General features: G+C 37.1%; 29 protein-coding genes, 1 pseudogene and 1 CRISPR repeat array. Of the genes and pseudogenes, 22 read left to right on the plus strand and 8 right to left on the minus strand.

The genetic code is table 11. From position 1 onward, the window contains the following. Position 1 precedes the first annotated feature (1 nt). The 7 genes from cas5b to MKZ14_RS09465 all read left to right on the plus strand — a co-directional run bounded on the left by cas5b (position 2) and on the right by MKZ14_RS09465 (position 11,735). Positions 2 to 736 (plus strand): type I-B CRISPR-associated protein Cas5b, encoded by a 735-nt coding sequence (gene cas5b, locus MKZ14_RS09435; RefSeq protein ID WP_016994003.1) that lies wholly within the window; start codon positions 2 to 4, stop codon positions 734 to 736. Between the two features lie 46 nt (positions 737 to 782). Then, entirely contained in the window at positions 783 to 3,011 is a 2,229-nt protein-coding gene (gene cas3, locus MKZ14_RS09440) for a CRISPR-associated helicase Cas3' (protein ID WP_339280862.1), read from the plus strand. A gap of 33 nt (positions 3,012 to 3,044) precedes the next feature. Next, positions 3,045 to 3,557 (plus strand): CRISPR-associated protein Cas4, encoded by a 513-nt coding sequence (gene cas4 / locus MKZ14_RS09445; RefSeq protein WP_016994000.1) that lies wholly within the window; start codon positions 3,045 to 3,047, stop codon positions 3,555 to 3,557. Next, the gene (gene cas1b, locus MKZ14_RS09450; protein ID WP_258858805.1) at positions 3,554 to 4,540 is read left to right on the plus strand and encodes a type I-B CRISPR-associated endonuclease Cas1b; all 987 of its coding nucleotides are present in this window, start codon (positions 3,554 to 3,556) and stop codon (positions 4,538 to 4,540) included. Before cas4 ends, cas1b begins: the two co-directional genes overlap by 4 nt. A gap of 1 nt (position 4,541) precedes the next feature. Continuing rightward, on the plus strand, positions 4,542 to 4,805 hold the full coding sequence (gene cas2 / locus MKZ14_RS09455) for a CRISPR-associated endonuclease Cas2 (protein WP_009371077.1): 264 nt from the start codon (positions 4,542 to 4,544) through the stop codon (positions 4,803 to 4,805). Positions 4,806 to 5,056: 251 nt separating this feature from the next. Next, a CRISPR array of direct repeats spans positions 5,057 to 9,332; the repeat unit is 29 nt; unit sequence GTTTTACATTAACTATGTGGAATATAAAT. Positions 9,333 to 9,546: 214 nt separating this feature from the next. Further along, entirely contained in the window at positions 9,547 to 11,088 is a 1,542-nt protein-coding gene (locus tag MKZ14_RS09460) for a right-handed parallel beta-helix repeat-containing protein (RefSeq protein ID WP_258858804.1), read from the plus strand. Between the two features lie 455 nt (positions 11,089 to 11,543). Beyond that, a complete protein-coding gene (locus tag MKZ14_RS09465) occupies positions 11,544 to 11,735 on the plus strand; it encodes a hypothetical protein (protein ID WP_339280863.1) in 192 nt (63 codons plus the stop codon). Between the two features lie 63 nt (positions 11,736 to 11,798). Here the strand turns inward: MKZ14_RS09465 and aac(6') are convergent, their stop codons facing one another. Then, complete coding sequence (gene aac(6') / locus MKZ14_RS09470; RefSeq protein ID WP_339280864.1) at positions 11,799 to 12,233, minus strand: aminoglycoside 6'-N-acetyltransferase; 435 nt, start codon at positions 12,231 to 12,233, stop codon at positions 11,799 to 11,801. Positions 12,234 to 12,358: 125 nt separating this feature from the next. Here aac(6') and MKZ14_RS09475 point away from each other — a divergent pair, with 125 nt between their 5' ends. From MKZ14_RS09475 to MKZ14_RS09485, 3 genes are read left to right on the plus strand one after another with little or no spacing between them, the layout of a single operon-like run. Next, positions 12,359 to 12,955, plus strand: a complete 597-nt coding sequence (locus MKZ14_RS09475) for a class I SAM-dependent methyltransferase (RefSeq protein ID WP_016993996.1) — start codon at positions 12,359 to 12,361, stop codon at positions 12,953 to 12,955. A 27-nt stretch (positions 12,956 to 12,982) separates the two neighbouring features. Continuing rightward, entirely contained in the window at positions 12,983 to 13,558 is a 576-nt protein-coding gene (locus MKZ14_RS09480) for a DNA-3-methyladenine glycosylase I (RefSeq protein ID WP_312126111.1), read from the plus strand. Beyond that, positions 13,548 to 14,231 carry a DUF1963 domain-containing protein gene (locus tag MKZ14_RS09485; RefSeq protein WP_312126110.1) on the plus strand — a complete coding sequence of 228 codons (684 nt, stop codon included), beginning with the start codon at positions 13,548 to 13,550 and terminating at the stop codon, positions 14,229 to 14,231. The genes MKZ14_RS09480 and MKZ14_RS09485 overlap by 11 nt, the downstream gene beginning before the upstream one ends. Here MKZ14_RS09485 and MKZ14_RS09490 read toward each other — a convergent pair. Beyond that, on the minus strand, positions 14,228 to 14,533 hold the full coding sequence (locus MKZ14_RS09490) for a transposase (protein WP_312126108.1): 306 nt from the start codon (positions 14,531 to 14,533) through the stop codon (positions 14,228 to 14,230). The two genes, MKZ14_RS09485 and MKZ14_RS09490, sit on opposite strands and share 4 nt — an antisense overlap. A 75-nt stretch (positions 14,534 to 14,608) precedes the next feature. On the opposite strand from MKZ14_RS09490, the gene MKZ14_RS09495 reads away from it, so the two are divergent. Together MKZ14_RS09495 and MKZ14_RS09500 are read left to right on the plus strand one after the other, a co-directional pair. Further along, entirely contained in the window at positions 14,609 to 14,809 is a 201-nt protein-coding gene (locus MKZ14_RS09495; RefSeq protein ID WP_036081021.1) for a hypothetical protein, read from the plus strand. Positions 14,810 to 14,968: 159 nt separating this feature from the next. Then, complete coding sequence (locus MKZ14_RS09500) at positions 14,969 to 15,268, plus strand: hypothetical protein (RefSeq protein ID WP_016993993.1); 300 nt, start codon at positions 14,969 to 14,971, stop codon at positions 15,266 to 15,268. Between the two features lie 115 nt (positions 15,269 to 15,383). On the opposite strand, the gene MKZ14_RS09505 is transcribed toward MKZ14_RS09500, so the two are convergent. Further along, positions 15,384 to 15,614, minus strand: coding sequence for a hypothetical protein (locus MKZ14_RS09505; RefSeq protein WP_016993992.1), 231 nt, complete (start codon positions 15,612 to 15,614; stop codon positions 15,384 to 15,386). A 504-nt stretch (positions 15,615 to 16,118) separates the two neighbouring features. On the opposite strand from MKZ14_RS09505, the gene MKZ14_RS09510 reads away from it, so the two are divergent. The 8 genes and pseudogenes from MKZ14_RS09510 to MKZ14_RS09545 all read left to right on the plus strand — a co-directional run bounded on the left by MKZ14_RS09510 (position 16,119) and on the right by MKZ14_RS09545 (position 21,665). Continuing rightward, the gene (locus MKZ14_RS09510; RefSeq protein WP_103117954.1) at positions 16,119 to 16,505 is read left to right on the plus strand and encodes a hypothetical protein; all 387 of its coding nucleotides are present in this window, start codon (positions 16,119 to 16,121) and stop codon (positions 16,503 to 16,505) included. Between the two features lie 77 nt (positions 16,506 to 16,582). Continuing rightward, on the plus strand, positions 16,583 to 17,203 hold the full coding sequence (locus tag MKZ14_RS09515) for an SDR family oxidoreductase (RefSeq protein WP_339280865.1): 621 nt from the start codon (positions 16,583 to 16,585) through the stop codon (positions 17,201 to 17,203). Between the two features lie 15 nt (positions 17,204 to 17,218). Beyond that, positions 17,219 to 17,395 (plus strand): hypothetical protein, encoded by a 177-nt coding sequence (locus MKZ14_RS09520; RefSeq protein ID WP_312126103.1) that lies wholly within the window; start codon positions 17,219 to 17,221, stop codon positions 17,393 to 17,395. A gap of 166 nt (positions 17,396 to 17,561) precedes the next feature. Then, entirely contained in the window at positions 17,562 to 17,717 is a 156-nt protein-coding gene (locus tag MKZ14_RS09525; RefSeq protein WP_016993988.1) for a hypothetical protein, read from the plus strand. Between the two features lie 556 nt (positions 17,718 to 18,273). Beyond that, positions 18,274 to 18,603, plus strand: a complete 330-nt coding sequence (locus MKZ14_RS09530; protein WP_026023463.1) for a hypothetical protein — start codon at positions 18,274 to 18,276, stop codon at positions 18,601 to 18,603. Next, a pseudogene (locus tag MKZ14_RS09535) lies at positions 18,587 to 19,224 on the plus strand (O-methyltransferase). Before MKZ14_RS09530 ends, MKZ14_RS09535 begins: the two are co-directional and overlap by 17 nt. A gap of 64 nt (positions 19,225 to 19,288) precedes the next feature. Next, positions 19,289 to 19,846 (plus strand): isochorismatase family protein, encoded by a 558-nt coding sequence (locus MKZ14_RS09540; protein WP_333006666.1) that lies wholly within the window; start codon positions 19,289 to 19,291, stop codon positions 19,844 to 19,846. Between the two features lie 166 nt (positions 19,847 to 20,012). Next, the gene (locus MKZ14_RS09545) at positions 20,013 to 21,665 is read left to right on the plus strand and encodes an IS1182 family transposase (RefSeq protein WP_339280866.1); all 1,653 of its coding nucleotides are present in this window, start codon (positions 20,013 to 20,015) and stop codon (positions 21,663 to 21,665) included. A gap of 19 nt (positions 21,666 to 21,684) precedes the next feature. Here MKZ14_RS09545 and MKZ14_RS09550 read toward each other — a convergent pair whose 3' ends face one another. After that, on the minus strand, positions 21,685 to 21,897 hold the full coding sequence (locus tag MKZ14_RS09550; RefSeq protein ID WP_312126099.1) for a hypothetical protein: 213 nt from the start codon (positions 21,895 to 21,897) through the stop codon (positions 21,685 to 21,687). 5 nt (positions 21,898 to 21,902) lie between these two features. After that, complete coding sequence (locus MKZ14_RS09555; protein WP_312126097.1) at positions 21,903 to 22,250, minus strand: hypothetical protein; 348 nt, start codon at positions 22,248 to 22,250, stop codon at positions 21,903 to 21,905. Between the two features lie 297 nt (positions 22,251 to 22,547). Between MKZ14_RS09555 and MKZ14_RS09560 the strand changes: the two genes are divergently transcribed. Next, a complete protein-coding gene (locus MKZ14_RS09560) occupies positions 22,548 to 23,429 on the plus strand; it encodes an AraC family transcriptional regulator (RefSeq protein WP_036081006.1) in 882 nt (293 codons plus the stop codon). An 11-nt stretch (positions 23,430 to 23,440) separates the two neighbouring features. Here the strand turns inward: MKZ14_RS09560 and csaA are convergent, their stop codons facing one another. The 3 genes from csaA to MKZ14_RS09575 form a co-directional block, all read right to left on the minus strand. Further along, positions 23,441 to 23,773, minus strand: coding sequence for a chaperone CsaA (csaA, locus tag MKZ14_RS09565; RefSeq protein ID WP_004228641.1), 333 nt, complete (start codon positions 23,771 to 23,773; stop codon positions 23,441 to 23,443). 89 nt (positions 23,774 to 23,862) lie between these two features. Continuing rightward, positions 23,863 to 24,039 carry a hypothetical protein gene (locus tag MKZ14_RS09570; RefSeq protein WP_004228639.1) on the minus strand — a complete coding sequence of 59 codons (177 nt, stop codon included), beginning with the start codon at positions 24,037 to 24,039 and terminating at the stop codon, positions 23,863 to 23,865. A gap of 77 nt (positions 24,040 to 24,116) precedes the next feature. Then, positions 24,117 to 24,452 carry a hypothetical protein gene (locus MKZ14_RS09575; RefSeq protein ID WP_339280867.1) on the minus strand — a complete coding sequence of 112 codons (336 nt, stop codon included), beginning with the start codon at positions 24,450 to 24,452 and terminating at the stop codon, positions 24,117 to 24,119. A 122-nt stretch (positions 24,453 to 24,574) separates the two neighbouring features. Here MKZ14_RS09575 and MKZ14_RS09580 point away from each other — a divergent pair, with 122 nt between their 5' ends. Further along, positions 24,575 to 24,859 carry a DUF5316 family protein gene (locus MKZ14_RS09580; RefSeq protein WP_339280868.1) on the plus strand — a complete coding sequence of 95 codons (285 nt, stop codon included), beginning with the start codon at positions 24,575 to 24,577 and terminating at the stop codon, positions 24,857 to 24,859. Positions 24,860 to 25,205: the final 346 nt, after the last annotated feature.

Here is a 25,205-nt window from a genome sequence, read left to right on the forward strand (position 1 = left end):
TATGAAGGGGATTCGGATTGAGGCTTATCAGAACCTAGTGAACTACAAAAAGCCTACGAGTTTTCAATTAAAGGAATCATATCCACTGCCCCCATACTCAACTGTTATTGGCATGGTGCATGCGGCATGTGGCTTTACAAGTTATGTGCCAATGCAGGTGAGTATTCAGGGGAAATATCATGCAAAGGTCAATGATTTATGGACGCGCTACGAGTTTGCTGGTAGTTCGTATGAGCAAGGTCGCCATCAGTTGAAAGTGGAGTTATCAGATGGGAAAGCACATGGGATTACACGGGGTGTTTCCACAACAGAGCTATTAGTAGATGTCGAACTAGTATTGCATATTGTACCAGAGGACAAGCAATACATTCCAATCATTATCGACGCACTAAAATCACCTGCTGAATATTTATCACTAGGTAGACGCGAGGATTTATTGCAGATTAATGTAGTGACGGAAGTGGAGTTAGAAATTCAAGAAATGGAAGAAGACAAGAGAGTTGATTTTGATATTTTTATTCCGCAATCGATGACCAAGAATGATATTTATGGAAAAATCGGTACATCGTATCGTTTAAATAAAACATATAAATTATTAGAAATTGCTAAAGGAAAGCACATTCGTCAGTGGGAAAAGGTGATTGTTTCTCATGTACCGGCTTCTTCAACTAACTATCTTGCTGCATATGAAAACGTGCTTTTCGATCAGGATGGATATACCGTATTTTTAGTATAAGAGTGGGGGAATGTTCTCCATTCTTTTTTTATAAGGAGGTTTGTAGATGTTTGAAAAGCTATTAGCAAAATCAGCAACAAAAACATCCGCCGCACAAACGATTATTGAGCATACAAACCATTTAATTAAAAAATGGGAAATATTTCGTAAAATTTATCCAAATGCACTGTCAAAGAAAGATTGGAACATTTTATTACAAGCGGTGACGTACCATGATTTAGGAAAGGCAAATACCAAATTTCAGAATAAAGTACGCACAATAGAAGAGCGTATAGAGGATTTATTTCCTGAAATAGATGAAATTCCTCACAATTACTTAAGCTGTGCATTTATGCCGATTAAAAATCTAATCACTCACTATGGTAAAGAGGATGCTACGTTATTAATTTTAGCTGTTTATTATCACCACGAACGGGCAGAGCAAAATATGTACGAGAGTGGTGATGAGATTAAAAAGGATTTACAAAAATATGTGTCACTATTAAATAATGATTTTAATATTCGTGAAGAACCTAAATTTGATTATCGAAAATTTACCGATCGAAAAATTCTTAAAAACCATGAGCATCTGTATCGTTTCGTTCGCATAAAGGGCTTATTAAACAAGTTGGATTATGCGGCAAGTGGAGGTTATGAAGTTGAAATTCCTCCTGAAGATTTACCGCAAAAAATGAAAAAGTATTTCGATAATAAAAATCGCACTAGGAATGAGTTGCAAGACTATTTATATACTCTCCAACAAGAGAATCATATAGTCATTGCGTCAACGGGTATTGGGAAAACAGAAGCAGCACTTTGGTGGCTTGGTAATGACAAGGGCATTTTCACGCTGCCATTAAAAGTGTCCATCAATGCGATTTATGACAGATTGATTAATGAAATTGGCTGCAGCAAAAAGAATACAGGATTGCTTCATAGTGGTATGCATGCTGAATATGTCAAACGTGCAGATGAGCAAGACCTTGATTTAATAACGATTACACATGCGAAAAATCTATCTATGCCGCTTACAGTGACGACAATCGATCAAATTATTGATTTTGTCGGGTTATATCCAGGCTTTGAAATGAAACTTGCCACATTAGCCTATAGCAAAATTATCATTGATGAAATTCAAATGTACAGCGCAAGATTAGCAGCCTTTATCGTATTAGGGTTGAAGTATGTTACGGATATAGGCGGTAAGTTTTTAATTATGACTGCCACATTGCCACCACTTTTTATAGAAGCGTTGAAACGATTGGAAGTGCCATTTGAAAAACGAGAAGACCCATTTTTAAAATTCAATGCCAATAATCAGCCAATTAAGCGTCATTTTATGCAAATCGTTGAAAAGGATTTGACGATAGAAGAAATTTTAAAGCATCCAATGGAACAAAAGGTATTAATCATTGTGAATACGGTGACAAAAGCACAGCAATTATATAAAGAATTTGAAGAAACAGGGGTAAAGGCTTCTCTTTTACACAGTCGTTTTATCAGCAAGCACCGTCAAGAAAAGGAAGATGCAATTTTAGCATTAGGAAACAAAGATTGCCTAAACACGGGAATATGGATTACTACACAGTTAGTAGAGGCAAGCGTTGATATTGATTTTGATATTTTATTTACTGAGCTTTCAGAGGCATCAGGTTTATTTCAACGTATGGGACGTATTTATCGAACGCGAGATTATGTTGAAAATATACCTAACATTTATGTTTTTACAGGCGGTCCATTACCATCAGGTATTGCAAACAATAAAAAATCTGTTGTTGATTTTACAATTTTTTCTAAATCAAAGGAAGTGTTACTGCAATATAACAATCAGCTAATAGATGAGAAAATTAAAATGAAGATTGTAGAGCAAGTGTATAGTAGAGAAGCTTTAGGAGCAGAGTGCGAATATATTCAAACATTCGATGAAACATTGGCTTGGTATGAGGATTTATTACCTTATCAAGAGGAGAATAAACCGACCATAAGAGATATTCAAAATCAATTAGTGATCCCATATGGCGTTTATAGGGAAAATGAATTAGAAATAGAGAATATGAAAAATGAATTAACTAAAAAGTTAGAATTGAAGGCGAAGATTAATTTTTTAATCGAGTTACAAAAATTCACAGTGCCAATCGCCACTTGGGCATACGATAATGCAAGAAAACGAAAAAATGGAGAGATTATTTCAACAATTAGAGTTGATCGCTATACAGAATACCCAGTTGTGACCTATCAATATACAGAGGAACTCGGCTTAATTTTTGCAAATGATGTAGATAGCTTCTTTCATTAATTATGGAAAATGCCATACAAGGGGTGAAAGCATATGCAATGGGACGATTTAAAGGCAACCGGTTTGCAAGTCCAATATTTGAAAGTATGCGAGCGCAAGCTATGGTTACATTCACATCAACTTGGCTTTGAGGATGAGGACGATAAAGTACAACAAGGGAAAGTATTGCACGATACGTCCTATCAACGCCAAAAGTCAAAAGAAGTATTGATAGAAAATTTAATTCGGATTGATATGATGGACAAGCATTATGTAGGAGAAGTGAAATCTAGTAGTAAAATGGAACAGGCTGATAAGGCGCAGCTTCTATATTATTTATTCGTACTTGAGCAAATGGGGATATATCGAAAAGGCAAAATACATTATCCAAAAGAAAAACGTGTTGATGAAATTGAATTAACGGAAGAGGATAGAGAGGCCATTCCTAAATGGTTAGCCCAAATCCAACAAATTATTCAGCTAGACAAGCCTCCTAAGAAGAAAAAATTAAGATATTGTACAAAATGTGCTTATTATTCATTTTGCTGGGTAGGTGAAGAGGATTGAAAAATGTATATTTATTTAATAACGGAAGGATCCAAAGAAAAGATTCTACTATTTATTTAGTATTCGAAGATGGTACGAAAAAAACATTACCAATAGAAAATACAGAAAATCTACATGTATTTGCGGAAATGGACTTTAACACCTCTTTTTTTAATTTGATGAATCAAAAAGATGTAAATATACATTTTTATAATTACTACGGCTACTATTCAGGTAGTTACACACCTAGACGAAAAAAAGTGGCGGGCTTCGTTGATGTCCAGCAAGCAGCCCATGTAATGGACTTGAATAAAAGGCTGTATATTGCACAACAATTTGTCTATAGTGCTATTCATCATATGTTACGCAATATTCGTCGCTACAAAGATGAGGTAGAGCCATTCATCAATGAAATAACGCAACTAAAGAAACAAGTTGCCGATGCTACGGATATACAAACCTTAATGGGCATAGAGGGGAAAATTCGCTTTGCTTACTATCAATGCTTTAATGCGATTATTAAAAATCCTGATTTTCAATTTACAAAGAGAGAAAAACGTCCGCCTACCAATCCAATTAATGCACTTATTTCATTTGGCAATAGTTTAATGTATACAGCTGTATTATCTGAAATGTACAAAACGCAATTAAACCCAACAATTAGTTATTTACATGAATCAGGTTCTCGAAGATTTTCCCTATCACTGGATATTGCAGAAATCTTCAAACCGTTGTTAATGGATAATTTAATTTTTATGTTAATAAACAAAAAGATGATTCGTGCTGAACATTTCGAATATATCGAAGAACATATTTGCTTATTAAATGAAACAGGACGTAAAATTTTTATTGCTGAATTCGAAAAACGAATGAGCACGACCATTAAACATCGAAAATTAAACAGACAAACCTCTTACCGATTTTTAATTCGTCTAGAATGTTATAAATTAATTAAACATCTGATTGGTGATGAAGATTATAAAGCATTGAAAGCGTGGTGGTAGCGTGTATGTACTGATTGCGTATGATGTGGATGTGAAACGGGTGGGAAAAGTCCATAAAGTATTGAAAAAATATTTAACGTGGACACAAAATTCTTTATTTGAAGGAGAAATTACGGAAGGACTTTTAAAACAATGCCTAGCTGAATTAGCAACAAAGGCTAATCCGAATATTGATTCAATTTATGTTTACCGAATTGCCAATCCCAAAAATATGAAAAAAACTGTGTATGGGGTCGAGAAAGATTTTGAGAGCATGTTTTTATAGTCATCTATTCTATTAGTAAAGACTAGAAAAGTGAGTATCGATTGTATTCAAACTCTCTTTTAGTAGAATTGCAGTGAATCATTTTACAACATTATATTCCTTCCAGGCATATCATACCTAGCTTTGAGGGCACTTTGATTGCAAAGGCAAATTTCTGGACTACCGATTGACTGCAAATAATCATATTTGTCGCAAATTACAAGCCGTTAAAGCGTTGAAAAATAAGGGTTTTTTGATTATGCTTAAGGTGGGTTTTACATTAACTATGTGGAATATAAATTAATTACTGTCACTTCGATAAGCACGCCATCCGAGTGTTTTACATTAACTATGTGGAATATAAATTAGTCGAAGAAACTGCATATATCACGGGACAGTATACCGTTTTACATTAACTATGTGGAATATAAATTCAACTTGTACGGATATTTCTGGAGGCAACGTTTTGATGTTTTACATTAACTATGTGGAATATAAATACCTTTTCGACAGCTCCAAATGTGCCGTCTGGTAGGCGTTTTACATTAACTATGTGGAATATAAATGATGATGAAACACCTAGCAAAGATAAAAATAAACAGCGTTTTACATTAACTATGTGGAATATAAATTGAGAGGAGGTGAATATTGATATGATGAACGTTATGTTTTACATTAACTATGTGGAATATAAATTTCATTACCGTCAGGAACCAATACCTCAACAGGTTTGTTTTACATTAACTATGTGGAATATAAATGATACGGGTGGATATAAATATACTTTTACGCCATCGTTTTACATTAACTATGTGGAATATAAATAATCCAGAAACACCAGAATTAATCGTACAGTTGAGGTTTTACATTAACTATGTGGAATATAAATCTTGAACTACGTGATGCACTTAAAGAAGCTGGGGCTAGTTTTACATTAACTATGTGGAATATAAATGTAGGATCTAAATGAATGAAGATCTGATTTTGGACGAGGTTTTACATTAACTATGTGGAATATAAATGCGAAATTTAAAGCTAATATGCAAATTGTAAGTAAGTTTTACATTAACTATGTGGAATATAAATTTGGATTTCACGATAGATTTAAAGTTTTTAGATCCGTTTTACATTAACTATGTGGAATATAAATTCGAGGAAGCTGACAAACGGTGGATATTCCGTGATGGTTTTACATTAACTATGTGGAATATAAATAATTATATTGCGTCACTTTTACGTCAGAAACTTCCTGTTTTACATTAACTATGTGGAATATAAATATGTATGAATCGCGTGCAGTAGACGGAATGTCCGTTGGTTTTACATTAACTATGTGGAATATAAATGAAGATGAAGATGGCGGGAAAGAAGATGGCGGTGGAGTTTTACATTAACTATGTGGAATATAAATGGAGTCATGATCGTTGTGGCAATTTGGGTTGTTGGTGTTTTACATTAACTATGTGGAATATAAATGAAGAAGAAATTGATTGGACAGAATGGGGAAAACCGTTTTACATTAACTATGTGGAATATAAATATAGTGTAGTTATCGAAACGCAACTTTTTAGCAAAGTTTTACATTAACTATGTGGAATATAAATGACATTCTTGCTTGTATCAATGGAAAGTTTGTTGGCGTTTTACATTAACTATGTGGAATATAAATTGGATAACCTACACCGTTAGGTGAGCCGGAGTCAGAGTTTTACATTAACTATGTGGAATATAAATCTAAATACGTATGGATGTTGTCTAAATGAACGATATCGTTTTACATTAACTATGTGGAATATAAATTGGGATTTTGTTGCTATGGTCAAACTCTTATATGCTGAGTTTTACATTAACTATGTGGAATATAAATCAACATTGATTGCTTTGCTAATCTTTTTCGACCATGTTTTACATTAACTATGTGGAATATAAATATCTATAAAAGACAATTTAGTAATCCATTGCAAATTGTTTTACATTAACTATGTGGAATATAAATAGTAACACGCTCATTGGTTAAAGCAGGCCCGCTGATCCGTTTTACATTAACTATGTGGAATATAAATTTATAAAATTCCTCCTTCTTTTGCATCTGTTTGTAATAAGTTTTACATTAACTATGTGGAATATAAATTTTAATATCTCGATATTGGTTGGTAGTTGTGAATTCGTTTTACATTAACTATGTGGAATATAAATTTGAACTATCAGATGGAAATAAAGTTCGATTAATTGGTTTTACATTAACTATGTGGAATATAAATTCAATAGCATTGATTCCAATCTCTTTCATGCTGCTGTTTTACATTAACTATGTGGAATATAAATTTTCTTTTTCGATTTTTTCTAGTGCTGATTTTTCAGTTTTACATTAACTATGTGGAATATAAATTGCTCTAAGGGCTTTTAATTTTAAGTTTTATGTACGTTTTACATTAACTATGTGGAATATAAATCTAAAAATCCCAAGTTTTTGCATCGTAGCAACTGCTGTTTTACATTAACTATGTGGAATATAAATATTGTAGGTGCCGTAACTGTTTCAATAGTAGGTTCGTTTTACATTAACTATGTGGTATAAATATGAGATTTATGAACGGTCTGAAGAAGTAGCTGAAAGTTTTACATTAACTATGTGGAATATAAATTTCATGGGTGAGCCGAAAAACAATGTTGAGTATGAAGTTTTACATTAACTATGTGGAATATAAATATCAAATTGAAAAAACTCGACACTGGTGATTACACAGTTTTACATTAACTATGTGGAATATAAATCATTAAAAAGATCATTTATTGAGGAACATGGGCAATGTTTTACATTAACTATGTGGAATATAAATAAAGGAGGACAAGCCAATGTCTAATCAAACAAAAAGTTTTACATTAACTATGTGGAATATAAATAGCGTTTGCAGAGGCAGGACAACAAATGATAGGCGGGTTTTACATTAACTATGTGGAATATAAATTTGACTGCTAGGGTAATGGTACTTGCTTTTGAGAGTGGTTTTACATTAACTATGTGGAAAATATAAATACGAATGGATGAAGAAAACGATGCAACAGCTCTGTGTTTTACATTAACTATGTGGAATATAAATAAAAAGAACAGCAACAGCTTGAAGCTGAACAGTTGGTTTTACATTAACTATGTGGAATATAAATTCTTGTATGATTTTTAATATCTTTAGCCAATCGCGTTTTACATTAACTATGTGGAATATAAATCAAGAAGATGAAAGTGGTTCTAATCAATTTGTGACTGTTTTACATTAACTATGTGGAATATAAATAGACATCAACTTTTAATGGTGATTCTAGGACATCTTTGTTCTACATTAACTATGTGGAATATAAATGGAGACGGTGAAGATGGAGAAGATGGTGAGGGAGAAGGTTTTACATTAACTATGTGGAATATAAATTAGAATTTTTGATGATTTTGATTATTGTTTATACAAGTTTTACATTAACTATGTGGAATATAAATTTTCATTTACTTGTAAAGTACCTGTCGACGTATTAGTTTTACATTAACTATGTGGAATATAAATGTAGTGCTTGGAGTCATTTCTGCCTTAGCGCCCGGTTTTACATTAACTATGTGGAATATAAATAGGAGTTGTTATCTGAGATTACACAGCAACGTAAGCGTTTTACATTAACTATGTGGAATATAAACGTATACATGCCATAATCGTCTTGTATAGGTGTTAAGTTTTACATTAACTATGTGGAATATAAACTCGTTCATCAGAACAATCGTTTCGTTACGTCCATTGTTTTACATTAACTATGTGGAATATAAACGAATAAAGCCATACAATGCTTCTGTACTCCACCCTTGTTTTACATTAACTATGTGGAATATAAACCGCTTTCATGTGTTAATTCCAGACGAACATCTTCATGTTTTACATTAACTATGTGGAATATAAACATGGATACATCTAAAATGTCTATGACAACTACACAGTTTTACATTAACTATGTGGAATATAAACGGATTACGATTAGCACCTTTAAGCTTTTCTTCTAGTTTTACATTAACTAAGTGGAATATAAATTATGGTGAAACGCCTTTTACATCGATGCAGTTACTTGTTTTACATTAACTAAGTGGAATATAAATTAAATAGTGTTCTTCATCGGACATTGCCACCTGAGCGTTTTACATTAACTAAGTGGTCGAAGTTTTACATTAACTAAGTGGAATATAAATCTCATAAACAAACTACTTGTTGCTCACTTTCATCCTGTTTTACATTAACTAAGGGGAATATAAATTAATTTGCTTGTCAGTATCATCCTTCATGCCTTTTAGTTTTACATTAACTAAGTGGAATATAAAGAAGAAGGTAAATTAATATACTCTTTAATCAATCCAGTTTTACACCTAACTAAGTGGAATATAAATTCTTCCCATATCTACAGGCACAGCATTCCCGATCTGGTTTTACATTAACTAAGTGGAATATAAATTTTTGGGGTCCTGCTGTAGATGCTGGCAAGGATTATTGTTTTATATTAACTAAGTGGAATATAAATAGACTCTAAAACCCCGATACCAACCAAAAAAACGAACAGCGTACCCTTAACCGCTGTTCATTTTTATTGCCTAAAACCATGCCACTTTCATGAAACCGTCAAACATTCCAAATAAACGTCTGCATATTCCAGCATTTTTACACAAAATTGAATAAGCACAAGCATGTTCGGTATATAAATAGGGTACGAACATTTTTTTGTTAGGAGTGTGTAAATGGCTGTACTTGTGGTGAAGAGGAGTATTATGCATCGTTATCAAAGTATCGGGCAGGCGATTGAAGAGGCGGCGCCTGGGGATATGATTGAAATTCGGGATGGGATTTATGAGGAAAGCTTGGATATTGCCAAGCGGCTGACGTTGTATGGGGTTGGCAATGTGACCATCAAGGGTGGCGTTTTTATTCGTTATCAAACACATGTGGCGATGCGTAATTTACGGTTCCGGCAAGGTCAGGGGCTGTATGTGAAAGGTGATTTACAGCTAGAGAATTGTGTCATTGAGGAGCAATTGATTCGAACGCAGATGATGGTGAGCTATGGTAGTTTGCTGATGAAAAATTGTGCAGTGCTTGCGACACCGTTGAATCATTTTGGTTTGCGAGTGGCGAATGGGTCCAGTGTTATTCTAGTCGATACAACATTTGAGCATCATGTGAAGGCGCAGATTATTGCTCAAAACTGTGAGCTGAGCTTGACGAATTGTATGCTGCTGGAAGGGAAGAAGCATGGTGTTTTTGCGATTCGTCATGTCAAGCTGACAATGGAGGACTGTGAAATTCATGGGCATGACAAGGCACAAGTAATAGCTGCGTCAAGTGAGATTGCGATGACCAATTGTTTAGTTCATCAAGGGCAAGGGGTAGGTATTCAATTGTTTGACAGCACGACTTTCAGAATGGATGGCTGTGAAATAAAAGAGCATCTCGATACAAATATGGTGGTTCATCGCAGTGAGCTAATGGTAGCCGATTCTATTTTTTCAGATGGTCAAAGTCATGGGTTGTATCTTGGCGAAAAAACGATAGCCAAGTTCTATGATTGCCAAGTTTCTCGACATGTCAAGGCGCAGGTGTTGATAGAAAATAGCAAGGTGGAGCTTCATACATGTCATGTTCGAAATGGTATGGCCGTAGGGCTTACTATTGTAGATGAAGCAGATGTTTCGGTGAACCAATGTAAAATTCAAAACCACCAGCAATTTCATATTATTGTCGATGCTAGTGGCTTAAAGCTACATCAATCAATTATTCAATTTGGGCAATCAGGTGGTGTTTATGGTAACGACCATGCCAAAATCATGATGCATCAGACAACGATTCGAGAGCTGCAAAGCCATCATGTCTATATCAACAATGCCCGATTATTTACACAGTATTGCACGTTTGAACAAATGGAAGGAAACGGAATTACTTGCATTGATGCGATTTTTGAAGTAGCTAATAGCTATTTTAAAGATGGGCAAGAAAGCTCTTATGCCATGATCTGGTCAGATCAATCAATGGGCCGTATTGAAAATTGTAGGGTGGATGAGGCAGCTAGACCGTTTTTAGCACTGTCCAATAAATCCTTATTGGAAATGCGCCATACGGATATAGCTGCAGTAAAGGCTCCAGCGGTAATACAGGAAAACAGCCAATTATTTGTGCAAGGGCATGTGCAGTCAGCGACATGGCAGAAGGATACAGCATCAAAGGTTTCTCAAATAGAGGACATGCAAATAGAAATAGTGAAACATGATATTAAAAAAATAATATAAAAGCCGATTATACAAATAAGACAAGTAGTTTCAATTTTGAAATTACTTTTTTTATGGATTCGTATATTGAGGTTTAATGCATGTGGAAAATGGGAAAAGGGAAATGTTTGGGCTATAAATTCATTTTAATTTGTATAAAAAAACTCTATAATTCGACAAAATGCAAGAATATTTTTATAATGGTATAGATGTCTTGTTGCAATTACTGAAATATTTTGAAATATTCCACAGGAAAACTTATACAATCTTTGTATAAGTTATAACAATCATAATAAAGTTTTTTCTTAATGTAAAAAAAATATTAAATAAATGTGGATAATAGATTGATTATTTTCCATGTTTTAACCTATAATTAGTAAAAATGGTTCATTAAACACGATAAATATTCGATAATTATGAAATGGGAATAATGATTTTACAATAATAAATAGAGAGAGTATTGGGGTGATATGAGTATGTTTGGGCTGACAAAAGAAGAAATTATGTTAATGCTAGAGGAGATGGAATTAGCAGAGAAGCAAAAGAATTTGATTGCTGATATCATTCATCTAAACAATATGCGAATCGAACAACAACTCGCATTAATGATCCATTTAATCATAGATGAGCGCGAACGAAATATTTCCAACAATACATATCTAAACTAAAAAATGTTGAAAAATCACAGGTGCTATTGTTTGCAACACCTGTGATTTTTTTGTTAGCCATTTTTATAATTTTTTTGTGAAGCAAATGATGCGATTGGCTTCTGTAAAACCGAGCTGAAGATGAACCCTTAGACTCTCTTCATTGTCCCATTCACAGTCACTAGCAAACTCTAGACAGCCCCTAAGCTTTGCCCATTGTTCACATTGCTCCACAAGTTGTCTTGCACAGCCCTGCTGGCGATATTCCTCCCTCACGAAAAGGCCTTCTAAATAGCCGACTGGACTCGAGTCGGTGCCTTCTACATAATCCGTTCGCAACTGACATTGGGCAAATCCAACTGCTCTGTCATCGTCATAGGCAAGGAAAATAGCTGCGTTTTCTTCCTTTAGCAGCTGTGTCATCTCTTCTGTAAATTCCTCTAGTGTATGATTGGGCCAGAGCAGTAAGGCTAATGAGGCTGCAGCATGAGCATCCTTCTGTGTTGCTTGTTGAATCATAAAATCTTCCTCCTTTGTAAAAAATGAAACAAATCGTTTTGAAGCACGTACAAACTAGTAAGCGTTTTAATTTTAAAGATCTATTTTCTATTTTAACATTCGTACTTAAAGGGGGGAATCCAATCATGTCACTCTTACAAACGTTAATTGAACAAGCGAAAAAGCCAAATGGATGGATTGGCTCAACGATGCTACGGATCATGAATTTCGCCCATCGTGGTATGAATGCATGGTTCATCAGGCAAGGAGCTATCAATGATGGTGATCGTGTGTTAGACATCGGTTGTGGTGGTGGGAAAACGCTCCAAATTTTATCCAAATTGAATCCAAATGGTATAATCTATGGGATAGATTTTTCCGCACAGGCAGTGAAGGAATCGATCAAATTGAATGAAGCAAGTGTTACCAGTGGTAGTGTCATTGTGAAAGAGGCAAGCGTTTCAAATATTCCATACGATGATCAGTTTTTTGATGCAATTACAGCCTTTCAAACGCATTATTTTTGGCCATCCTTGGAGCAGGATGTAGCGGAGGTTTGGCGAGTTCTGAAAAACGGAGGGAAATTTATTATCATAGCAGAGCTCTACAAAATGAACTATCATATGAAAGCCTATCAAACACCTGAGGCGACGAAGCAATTATTAGAACAAATTGGATTTCAAACCGTGTATGTCACGGAAAAATCAAGTAAAGGTTGGCTTTGCATTACAGCTATTAAGTAAGAGATACATAAAATGGAGGGTTTAGAAATGAAAAGATGTGATTGGGTCAAGCTAGATGAGCCTTTGTATGTGGAATACCATGACAAGGAGTGGGGTGTACCGGTCTATGATGACCAGCATTTATTCGAGATGCTTTGCTTGGAGGGGGCACAGGCTGGCTTGAGCTGGTGGACGATTCTCCAAAAGCGTGAAGGCTATCGTGAGGCATTTGATCAATTCGATGTGGAAAAAATTATCCATTATACAGCGGACAAGCTAGAGGAATTAAAGCAAGACACACGGATTGTACGCAATAAATTAAAAATAGCTAGCGTGGTGACAAATGCTAAAGCATATCTCCAAATACAGGAAAAGCATGGCTCATTCTCACATTATCTTTGGAGCTTTGTAGATCATAAACCACTTATTAATGAGTGGGCTTCCATTAAAGAGGTGCCTGTGACGACGGAAATTAGTGATCGTATGAGCAAGCAATTGAAGAAGGATGGCTTTAAATTTATTGGTAGTACCATTTGCTATTCCTTTATGCAGGCAGTGGGGATAGTAAACGATCATATAACGGATTGCTGCTGTCGCCAGAAGGAGCTAGCAGATGGCAATTGAACAAATACGGGCTCAACTAACTAAGCAGGCCACAATTTTTCAAACAGGTGGTATTCGACCCACACATGATTTATTGGAAAGCTGGATTGGCTATGTCGGCTGGTCCTTACCAGAGGAGCAGCCACCGTCTGGCTATCAGCCGCTCGCTACGTTCTTTCTACAAGCCCTATCCTATGTACCGACGGCATTACAGCCTTTTCAATTAATCACAGTCTTTGTCGATGAACGTCTATTGGATCACCTCATGGAGGATGATCTTAGTTCTTATTTTGAGATTAGAACGTACACCACTTTGGAAGGCTTAGTAGAGCGTGAATGGCAGCATGAGCAAATGCGCGCGTTTCCACTCATACCCCAGTATATCTCGAATGACTATCCAACATGGGATGGGGGCGGTATTCCAGCTCAATTGGAGGAAGAGATTTTGATGTTGGAGCATGAAGAGCAAATCGAATATTTTGAGGATATCGTTGAAGACCTTTTTCCGCTCCATAAAATCGGTGGCTATCCAAGCTTTTGTCAAAGTGGCGTTGATTTTGGGGACGATGCACCATTTGTCTTCCAAATTGCCTCGGATGCAAAAGCGCGTTTGAACATTGTAGATCATGGCAATTTTTATTTTTTCTACAATCTAACAACACAGACGTGGCACGTTTATTGTGATTTCTACTAAAGGTAGGAGGGCTTGTCTCTATCATCAATTGTTTGAATAATTAAGCGGTAAATCAAATATAAGCCGAGATATGCTCCTGTAATCAGAAATACAGGGTTTAAGAAAACGGCATGAATCATTGTCATAAAGACCGCATCCTCAAGAATAATGTTCGTTATAGATGTAGCGGCAATCGTGCTAAACAGGATCGCAGCAATGACGCCTAGTATGTTGAAAAGAAGGCGAAAGCTAGCCCATTTGTGCTGAAGATACACCATAAGGCTGGGGATGCCGATCGTGGCAGCCAGCATGAAAACTGTCATAACATCACATCCTTTCTTTCAGATTGCCCTTGTCCGTACATGAATAAACATAGAAAACGATAGGAGGGAAACCTATTGCGATGGCAAGAAGGAGCGTTAAAAAGAACAAGGAAGGTGAAAAAAGTGGAGCATAAAACGGTAGTCAAAAATGGCATTGGTTTTGGATCGGTTTTAGCGATTACGATTTCATGGAGTGTGCATCACTCCATCATTTGGGCAATCATCCATGGCTGTTTTAGCTGGCTGTATGTTATTTACTACGCCATCATGCGCTAAGCTTGTAGGTCAGCCTATCAACTAATATGTTGTTTGAATAAAAATAACATTGGGTACATAAAAACAAAGCGTTCATAATTTTTAATGAGCAAGCATAAATAACAAAGTGCTCTTTTTTCAAAGTACGAATTGTATGAACGTAGAAGAAAGGTTGATAGAATGACACATCAAGTAACGGCTTTAAGTAATGTAAATGGTAATGCTACAGGAGTGGAAAGTATATTACAAAATGTAGCATTTATTTTATCGACGTTTACGATTCCTTGTCCGCTTCGAGAATATGTGACAAGGTCTGATATTCGTAAACCCTTCCAACGTATGAAGAAAATAAACACAAAACGCCTCATTGAATGTATCCAACGTTTTGAGCCACGAGCTGTCGTAGTGGATGTTGATTATCTTGGCGATGTGAATATAGGGAAATTAGAGCCCATTGTCAAAGTCATTGTCAATGAATAGTGGAAAAAATATAAATTCTGCCAGGGATATTCACAAACCTGGCAGAAGATCAAATGTGCTTATAATGGTAGGTTTTATGGTATATGAATTGGTGTCAAATAGGATAGTGGAACATTTACGCCCTTCTAATGGCAATAATTTGCTGGCAATCAATGATAAGTGGTGTTGCTGCTGCATCTACCTCTAAGAATGTAGCACAGCAAGTTTTAGGATCTAAGCTGATGAAGAAAATTCCTGCAAAGCTACCGCCACCTGCTAAAATAACATCTACCAAAGTGCCAGGAGATAAGCATCTTAATAGATGACAAATACAGCCTTTACACTTGTGATCCTTGGAATAATCCATCTCGTAGTGGCACTCTTCCTCCTCTTTTTTGCAAGAGCAAGAATCCTCCTTATGTTCCCATTTACAATGGTCATCCTTTTCATGACACTTACATCGCTGGTGCTTCTGTTCCCATTTGCAATGCTCATGCTTGTGTTTGCATTTGCATCCTTCTTGTTTGTGTTCACATTTTTTTTCTAAATGACAATAGCATTTTACATATTGTTCACAGCACTTTTCTTTTTTATGATTCCAATTCATATATTGACTATATCTACTATCCTGCATCTTTTAATCTCCCTTTTTGTTAGTTTTTTAGTAATGGTAGCGCTAACCTTTACATTTCTAATCTATGAAGCCACAAACAAAACTTCTTGGTAATTTGCCCTTTGTACAAAAAGAAAATTATATTTTAATAATTAAAGAGAGAAATAGCCATACATAGCTGTGAGAATAATAACAATTTCAGGGCAAAAGATTGCTAGACTTCCGCCTGTAAATTTCATGGAGAAATGGAGCGAGTGTATGAAAAGTGTCCTGCAAATCTTCTTTTTATTCATGTGCTTACTGGTTGTGATGTCATTGTGGATGGCACAAAGGGAGCCTTTAGCTATAGCTCCGAGCACCGAAAGAGCAACTCCCTATGCTGAAGAGCTTGGCGAAAAATTACAAGCTACGAATTTTACAAAACAAGTGTTACAGGCGATACGGTCGGCAGGCTACTCGCCTGATAGTACAGTTGGTTATCTAATAGACTCTCCAGCGCATCAAGTCATCACTATTCAATTACACGATGGGGAAGAAATTGATGTAAGTACAGAAAGTGAAATTCAATCGATTATCGATGAGCTAGCTGAAAAGAATAATATGCATCTATTTATGGTTGATGTTCAATTACTAGAGCGTGAATAGTAGAGGGGAGGCACTGTGATCTGTGCCTTTTTACATATAAAGGGAATTGTAATATAATGATAAAAGAGGTGAGAGAAATGAAAATTTTAATATTAGGCGCGAGTGGACGTGTCGGCAGCCATTTGGTAGAACTAGCAATAAAGGATCAGCATGAGGTCACCCTATTAGTCCGAAATCCCGATAAATTACCGCACCATCACCAACAGCTGTGTGTAATGAAAGGCGATGTGTTAAACAAGCAAGATGTCGAGCAAGCAATGCATCATGTGGATGTGGTGGTGAGTGCATTAAATACAGATGGAGGCACTACATTATCGGCTAGCTTACCATTGATTCTTGAAGCGATGACAAAGCATCAGGTGACAAGAATCATTACGATTGGAACAGCAGGGATCTTACAAAGTCGTGTAACACCAACTCTTCTTCGCTACCAATCGACTGAATCGAAACGAAAATCAACCTTTGCTGCACAGGAGCACCAACGTGTATTCGAACAATTACAGCAATCTGCTATGGATTGGACGATTATTTGTCCTACCTATTTACCAGACGGGGCTTGGACAGGAAACTACCGCGTTGAACGCAACTTCTTGCCAGAGGGAGGCAGCCAAATTTCCGTAGCGGATACAGCAGATTTTGCCTACCAACAAATCTTCAGTGAGGAATTTTTGAGAACACGCGTCGGACTTGCCTACTAGAAAAGGGGAGATACGGTGAAATATATTCATGCCATCATCGGGATGGTGATCATTGTCATAGGATGTGCCTTTCTCAGTACAATCATAGAGGAGGCGCCTGTAAGAAATGTGATGCTGAAAGTCTATGGGGCTATCATTGTTTCCATCGGGCTTTTCTACCTCAAAAAAATTGCGAAATTTGGTAAGCAATAATCACTTTTACACAAGGATAGTCTAAATGGACTTATCGTTTTAACCTTTTTTTACCCTAAATCGTCCAAATGATAGCTATTTTAGTGAAAAAATATACTGTTATTTTCCTTTTTATAGAAGGTTTGCTATACTTTATGTCGAATATATCTATTGAAGAGGTGATTGTATGGACAAGGAGATATCAAATAACTATCAATATCCTAAACACCTAACAAGCCTTGATGGAATCGAAACGACAGAATTATATGTCATCAAGATAACAAAGGAACAAGTGGATAGGTTGATTGAGGATATCGATCAAACATTAAAGACGTCGACATGACGTCTTTTTTCATGCCAAAAAAGGCCACCTTCCAAGGGAAAGTGACCTCAAAACCAGGAGAGCTGTGGAAAGGCTAGCTAACAACACTACTATTTATATGTAAAAGTAGTGTTGTTAGCTAGCCATTTGCCTGAAAGATAGATGAAATTTACTCGATCTTCTAGCATGACATTTACCGCAGGTCACCATCCATATATGTACTACCTCAGTTCTTCTGACATGAAAAGGAGTAATTCAAAGCCAAATAATCGCGTATGATAGTGGGCTGTCCGCCATTTTCGAGACACAGCTTACTGGCAATTTTAATTTCCTTCTGATTATAGTGAGATTGTGCCCCAATCAAAAATATGCCTGACAGTATCAATAATGTCCCGATGCCTAACACATATTTTATAACCCTTTTCACTTGTCTTACCTCCATTTCGATGCATCTACCCTATTGTCTAACATATGTTGGAGCATGAAAGCATTATGTTTAATTGACAACTTGTATACGTTTGTATACAATGTATTTAAATTAATGTATACAAACGTATACAAAAGGAGTGTTTTAGAAATGAGAGGATCTGGATTTAGAGAGCATATGAGAGAGGGACATCACCGTGGAGGACGCCACAGAGGCATGGAAGGCGCGCCACAGCGAGGAGCAAAAACGTTCCGACGCGGCAAAGCGATTTCATTTTTAGAGATGCTGCATGTGAAGCGAGCTACCATTAAACAGCAATTAGAACAGCCAGAGTTTCAATCCATTCAGCAAATTTTAGTAGGTGAATTAAAAGCCATCGATATGGTTATCCAAGAATTTAGTCAGTTGTTTGATATTCAAGAAGATGAAACCAACGACAGTCTACAAGAGGAAGATAACGCACATGAAACAAATAAATAACTATATGGATGAGGTATTTTATCAGTATGATGCCACATTAGAGGATGTCCTGTCCTCTATTGCCGAAAATGGTATGCCTGCTATTTCTGTCTCTCGATCATCAGGAAAGCTGTTGACGATGCTTGCATCGATGACTGGGGCTAAGGCTATTTTAGAAATTGGCGCTCTTGGCGGCTATAGTGGTATTTGTCTGGCGAGAGGAATGGAAAAGAAGGGCACATTGACGTCCCTGGAGTTAGAGGAAAAATATGCACAACTGGCCGCCAACAATCTTGCGAAGGCAGGTTTTGGCGAGCATGTTACGTATATGACAGGTCCTGCATTGGAAAGCCTTGAAAAGCTTGTAGCAGAAGGACAGCGATTTGATTTCTTCTTCATTGATGCAGATAAGGATAACTATGAAAATTATTTAGCCTATTGTATTCAGCTAGCAAGCCCTGGTGCATTCATTGTGACAGATAATGTCTTAGCGGGAGGCAGTGTAGCGACCCTAAGGCAGCACCCAAGCGTTATACAGCCATCATGAAAAAATTCAATGTCACCGTGGCTAATCATCCACAGCTGGAATCGGTTCTTTTACCCATTGGGGATGGCATGACGGTTTCAAAAGTTAAAAAGTAATGCATATCAGAAATTAACGATTAATGGTAAAATATTGTTAGCAAACGTTAAGGGAGAGATGCTTTTGAAGCAAGCACTAGTGGTCATTGATGCACAGCAAGAATTAATCGAGGGGAATCAGGATGAACAAGCCGTCTATCGCAAGGATGAATTGCTTCAAACAATCAATGCCGTGATTCAAAAAGCTACTGAGGCAGAGGCACATATTATCTTTGTGCGTGATCGGGATGTAGCTGGTGGAGAAGGGAAAGGCTTTCAGGTACATCAAGCGATCCAAGTACCTACTACCACTGTTTATTTTGATAAACTGGCTACGAACGCTTTTTATAAGACAGGCTTACTCGATTATTTACAGGCCAATGAGGTAGAGCATTTGGTGATGATGGGCTGCAAAACCGAGCATTGCGTGGATACAGCAGTTAGAGCAGCAACTATTCAGGGCTTTGATGTCACATTGGTGGGAGATGGCCATTCAACAAATGGTTCCCAATACTTATCACCAGAAGATACAGTTGCACACCATAACGACATCCTGCATGGCCATTATAATGTGGATCATTTCTCACTTGTGCGAAACGCCGATGAAGCGTTATTTGAACCAACACATCATAGTTATCGCTAATTATAAAATGAGGGTGGGACAAAACCCACCTTTGAGCTGAAAAAGCCGTTGAAATTTTACGATGAGTAAAATTTCAACGGCTTTCAATAATTATTGAATAAAAATAAGGACCACTTCTGATAAAATAAAGTTACCACACAAAATTTTACAGGAAAGAAGGATCCTTATGTTCAAAAATTATAACATGAATCAATTAGTTTTGCCTCTAGATTTAGAAGTTCCATTACAAGAAAATGATATTGCTTTTGCCATCCATCATTTAGTCGAAAGTATTCCTGAGAGAACCTTCGACTCCTTTCAACGCCAAACAGGTTGCCCATCTTATCACCCACGCATGATGCTTAAAATTATTTTATGTGGCTACACGCAATCGGTTTTCTCTGGCCGTAAAATAGAAGACCTAACCAAAGACAGTATACGGATGATGTGGCTGGCCCAAGGGTATGAACCAAGCTACCGTACGATCAATCGTTTCCGTGTTCATCCCGATATGAAAGAGCTCATTCGCCAGTGTTTTGTGCAGTTCCGTGTCCAGCTTGTCCAAGAAAAAATCATCGATCAAGAGGCCATTTTTATTGATGGTACGAAGATTGAAGCGAATGCCAATAAATTCACGTTCGTTTGGAAGAAAGCAGTGGAAAAACATCATCACAATCTCGTTGAAAAATCGAATCAATTGTATAATGAGCTACTTGAAAAACAAATTATACCAGCATTGCAACGTGAAGATGAGGAGCAGCTTTCTATGGAAGAACTCACGCAAATCGCTGAAAAGTTAGAGGAAGTGGTCGAGGACTATACACAAAAAATCGATAGTACGGATGATGTCGGGATGCGGAAACAGCTGCGTAGTGAACGAAAAACGCCAAAGCAACTGTTAAAACAAGTACATGACTGGCTGATTCGTAAGCAGAGGTACGAAAAAGATTTTGAGATTTTTGACACACGCAACAGCTATTCAAAAACGGACAAAGATGCGACGTTTATGCGAATGAAAGACGATTACATGCAGAATGGACAACTAAAACCAGGCTATAACGTACAAATCGCAACAGAAGGTCAGTATGCGCTTGCCTACAGCATTTTTCCGAACCCAACGGATACACGTACGTTCATTCCATTTCTAAATGAAATCGAGCAGCATTATTTCGAGTTACCGCAATACATTGTCGCAGATGCAGGTTATGGTAGTGAACAAAACTATGAGGAGATCCTTTCGAACAGAAAACGAGAAGCACTGATTCCCTATACCATGTATGAGAAGGAGCAAAAGAAAAAGTACAAACAAAACCAATTTAACACCGATAACTGGCCATATGATAAAGAAACAGACACCTATACATGCCCGAATCAGAAACGTCTCGAATGGAAAAATCAAACTGTACGGAATGATCGGACAGGCTTCCAACATACGTTCAACATCTACGAATGCGAGGACTGTTCAGGATGTCCATTCCGTTCATCATGTACAAAAGCAAAAGAAGGCACCAATCGAAAAATGATGGTGAATGAAAAATGGGAACAACAAAAAGAATATATAAGAACAAAGCTTTCAGAAGAAAAAACGCGTACCATTTATCGTCAACGCAAAATTGACGTGGAGCCAGTTTTTGGATTCTTGAAGGCTAATTTGCGTTTCACTCGATTTTCTGTACGAGGAAAATCGAAGGTAGAAAACGAAATGGGGCTCGCATTACTGGCCGTGAATTTACGAAAATACACGGCCAACAAACAAGAACATATAAAATTAAATAGTAAAAAATGGAGAAAGGAGAATTTGAGCGAACTCAAATTCTCCTTTCTCCTTATTCGAAGCTAGTTCTGTCCCAGCCTCATTTTTACATATAGAAATGATTGAGCATCCAACCTATAACCGTACTTACGATACCAACTCCTATCAAGACTAGCCCATGGGTTGGTGCTTGATAATCCTTTTTAAGTACGATGCCCATACAGATCGCCATCAGCCCACAAAATGCTTGGAATAGGAGAAGGGCAGCTACCACATTGACCCAACCGATGCTTAAAAGTAATCGCTTACTATTGACCATTTATTTTATTGTCCTCCTTCATCTTTTCTTTGAAAATAAAGTATCATACCTAACACGCCTAGTAGTAGGGTTGAAAAAATAATAGACATTATCGCTTGATAGACAATGGCAGTTATAGACAAAAATAGTAAAATAATCAGTATGATGAGTCGCAGTAGGAATTTTGTTTTTTTACTAATAGCGAAAAAGTCCTGTAGAATAATGAGTAAAAAGCTCACCCCAAATAGGAGAGCATATTCAAGAATGATGAGAGGATGCACATTCTGTACACCCTCACCTTGTAAGTATTTTAAAATAATTATAGGAAGGAGTATGTATTTTAAATACTTGTACCACTGGAAAAGACGATCCATGTTGCTGCCTCCAGCTCAATAGACTATTTTTACAAATATTGTAACGGAAATTATGATGCAACACAATGATCTTTTATTTTCATAGGGCCACTGTGCGAGCAGTGACCCTAAGTATCAAGTCAGGAGGTGTAAGGCTAAAATTAGCTTTACACTATTATATGTATGTGAAAGTAGCTTCAAAAACTAGTTATCTGCCTGTTCGATAGATTATTTTTTGGAAGGCGACTAAATGGGGCACCAATTGTCGGATGGAGGGCTACTATTCCTGCTAAAGTAAAGATAAGGAAGGTGATAGAAGTGGATTCTTTAACAAGGTTGAATGAGGCGATTGCATATATCGAGGCCAATCTAACGGAGGAAATTGATGTGCAAGAGGCTGCGAGATTAGCTTATTGCTCGGAATATCATTTTAAACGTATGTTTTCCTTTCTAGCAGGCATCCCGCTGTCCGAATATATTCGTCGTAGACGTCTGACGCTCGCTGCACTGGAACTATCAGATTCATCTATGAGAATTCTCGATATCGCGATTCGTTATGGCTATCGCTCTGCAGATGCATTTACAAGAGCCTTTCAGCAAATGCATGGCATCACACCATCAGAGGCGAGGCAAAATGGTCAGCACCTAAAAGCTTTTCCACGAATGACCTTCCAACTTACCATACAAGGAGGTTGTGAAATGAATTACCGACTCGAACAAAAAGAAGCGTTTCACATCGTTGGTCTTATGAAAAGAGTACCCATCGTTTTTCAAGGAGAAAATCAAGCGATAACTGAAATGGCACGTTCATTAACAATGGAGGATATTGGGCACCTAAAAAAGCTATCGAATGTAGAACCAACAGGAATCATCCAAGCCTCCACTCACTTTTCCGAGGGCAGAATGGAGGAAAAGGGCGAGCTTGATCATTATATCGGCGTAGCCACAACCGAAACGTCTCCCCATTTTTCACAGCTGGATGTACCCGCTTGTACATGGGCTGTCTTTGAAGCGGTTGGACCATTCCCCCAAACACTGCAGGAAACATGGGCGCGCATTTATGCGGAGTGGTTCCCATCATCTGGCTATGAACAGGTTGCTGGTCCAGAAATTGTACGCCATTCAAGCACGGATTTTTCCTCACCAACCTTTACAAGTGAAATCTGGATACCTCTTCAGAAAAAGAAGCCTCTTGCGTAATGCGAGAGGCTTTACTGTATTTTCGTTCCATTGGGTAGCTGCTGATCGGGCGTTAACAGAATCACATCGCCCTCCACAGGTACACCACCAATGACTAGTACCTCTGACTTAAAACCCGCAACGCGACGTGGTGGGAAATTAACAATCGCCACTACTTGCTTCCCAATAATGACTTCGGGTGTATAACGCTTCGTAATTTGTGCGGAAGACTGTTTAATGCCCAGCTCTTCACCAAAATCAATTTTCATTTTAATCGCAGGAACCCGAGCCTTTGGTAGTTCCTCCGCCTCTAGTACCGTGCCGATTCGTATATCAAGTGCTATAAAATCTTCTATTGTCGCCATCACTGTACTCCTTAAGCTTTTATGACAATGTTAGCATTTAATAGAAAAAAATACAAAAAAAGAAGAGCACATTGCGTGCCCTTCTCTTGTTAACGACGATGCTCTACCAGGTCAATCGCGCCTAACACAATGTGCGCTAAGCCAAAGCCAAAAATCGTATTGGCCACCATTTTGTTAGAACCATGTTTTTGCTTCATTGCATAGCCTGCCGCCGTAACAGCTGACCCGAGTATAGTGGGGATTAAACCTTCACGAATTCCATTCATAAATTGATCCCTCCGTCGTATGATTCGGCGTGAGTTTCACACCATACTTACTATGAACGTTTGGCGAGGATACTATACTAGGCATCAACCGTATCAATCATAAAAGCGGTGATCTCTGTTTGATCTGCATTTGTATAGGCCTTGCAAAAAAGAACCACAGCACTTTCTTCATCATCAAACCATAAATAGCGAATTTCTGTTATAAAGCAACTTTGGTCTTCCATTTCATACACATCAATATCTACGGAAGCTTCATCCAGTGGCCATGTTAAGATACCTTGCAAGGCGAAAACCTCCTGTAGAAAAATAGCAGTATCCTCTGTTAATATCTTCTCTTGTTGAAGTTTCTCATATCTATTATGTACCAAATCATCTAAGGTCATTTTCGTTAATGCTCTTATCTTGTCTTTCATTTGCATAGCCTCCCTCCACCTAGTTATTTTACTGGAAAAGGAAAAATTTTGTATAGGTAAATAGAGGTTTATTGAAACGAAAAAGAGTGGTTAGCCGTATAATAAACTAAGGGGGGCTGAAAATGAAGTATATAGGCATTGGCACCATGTTGTCCATTCTAGGTGTTATAGGCTCCATTCTCATATGGGGCAAAGAGGAAGCCCATTTGCTTTCAGGGCTACTCGGTGGAATTTTCCTCGTTTCTGCCATGTTAATGTCAGGAGCCATGGCAAGCGGCGATAGAATGCGCGCCAATTTAGCAACAGAAACAAATGAAGACAGAAACGAACGCAATCTCCTCATGAATAACGCGTTACTATTAGCAATACCAAACATTATTGTAGCAATCTTTGCGTATTATTTATGAAGGTAATGGCAGCCATTAATCAGCATAAGCGATGTATCCGTCAGGTATATCATTCTATCCATCGATTTGAATTAGCAATCCATTCTAAGCGTGTGTATCCATCAAAAGAAGCGATGTATCCGTCAGATTATATATTTTATCCGTCAAAATTAGCATTCTATTCACTGATTTGAAAGAGCAATCCAATCTAAGCATTTCTATCCATCAAAATAAGCGATGTATCCGCCAGATTAGACATTGTATCCGTCAGATTAGACATTGTATCCGTCAAAATAAGCATTCTATCCACCGATTTGAAAGAGCAATCCAATTTAAGCATTTCTATCCATCAAAAGAAGCGATGTAT

This window comes from Lysinibacillus sp. FSL P2-0066 (assembly GCF_037969495.1).
In the GTDB taxonomy this organism is placed as follows: domain Bacteria; phylum Bacillota; class Bacilli; order Bacillales_A; family Planococcaceae; genus Lysinibacillus; species Lysinibacillus boronitolerans.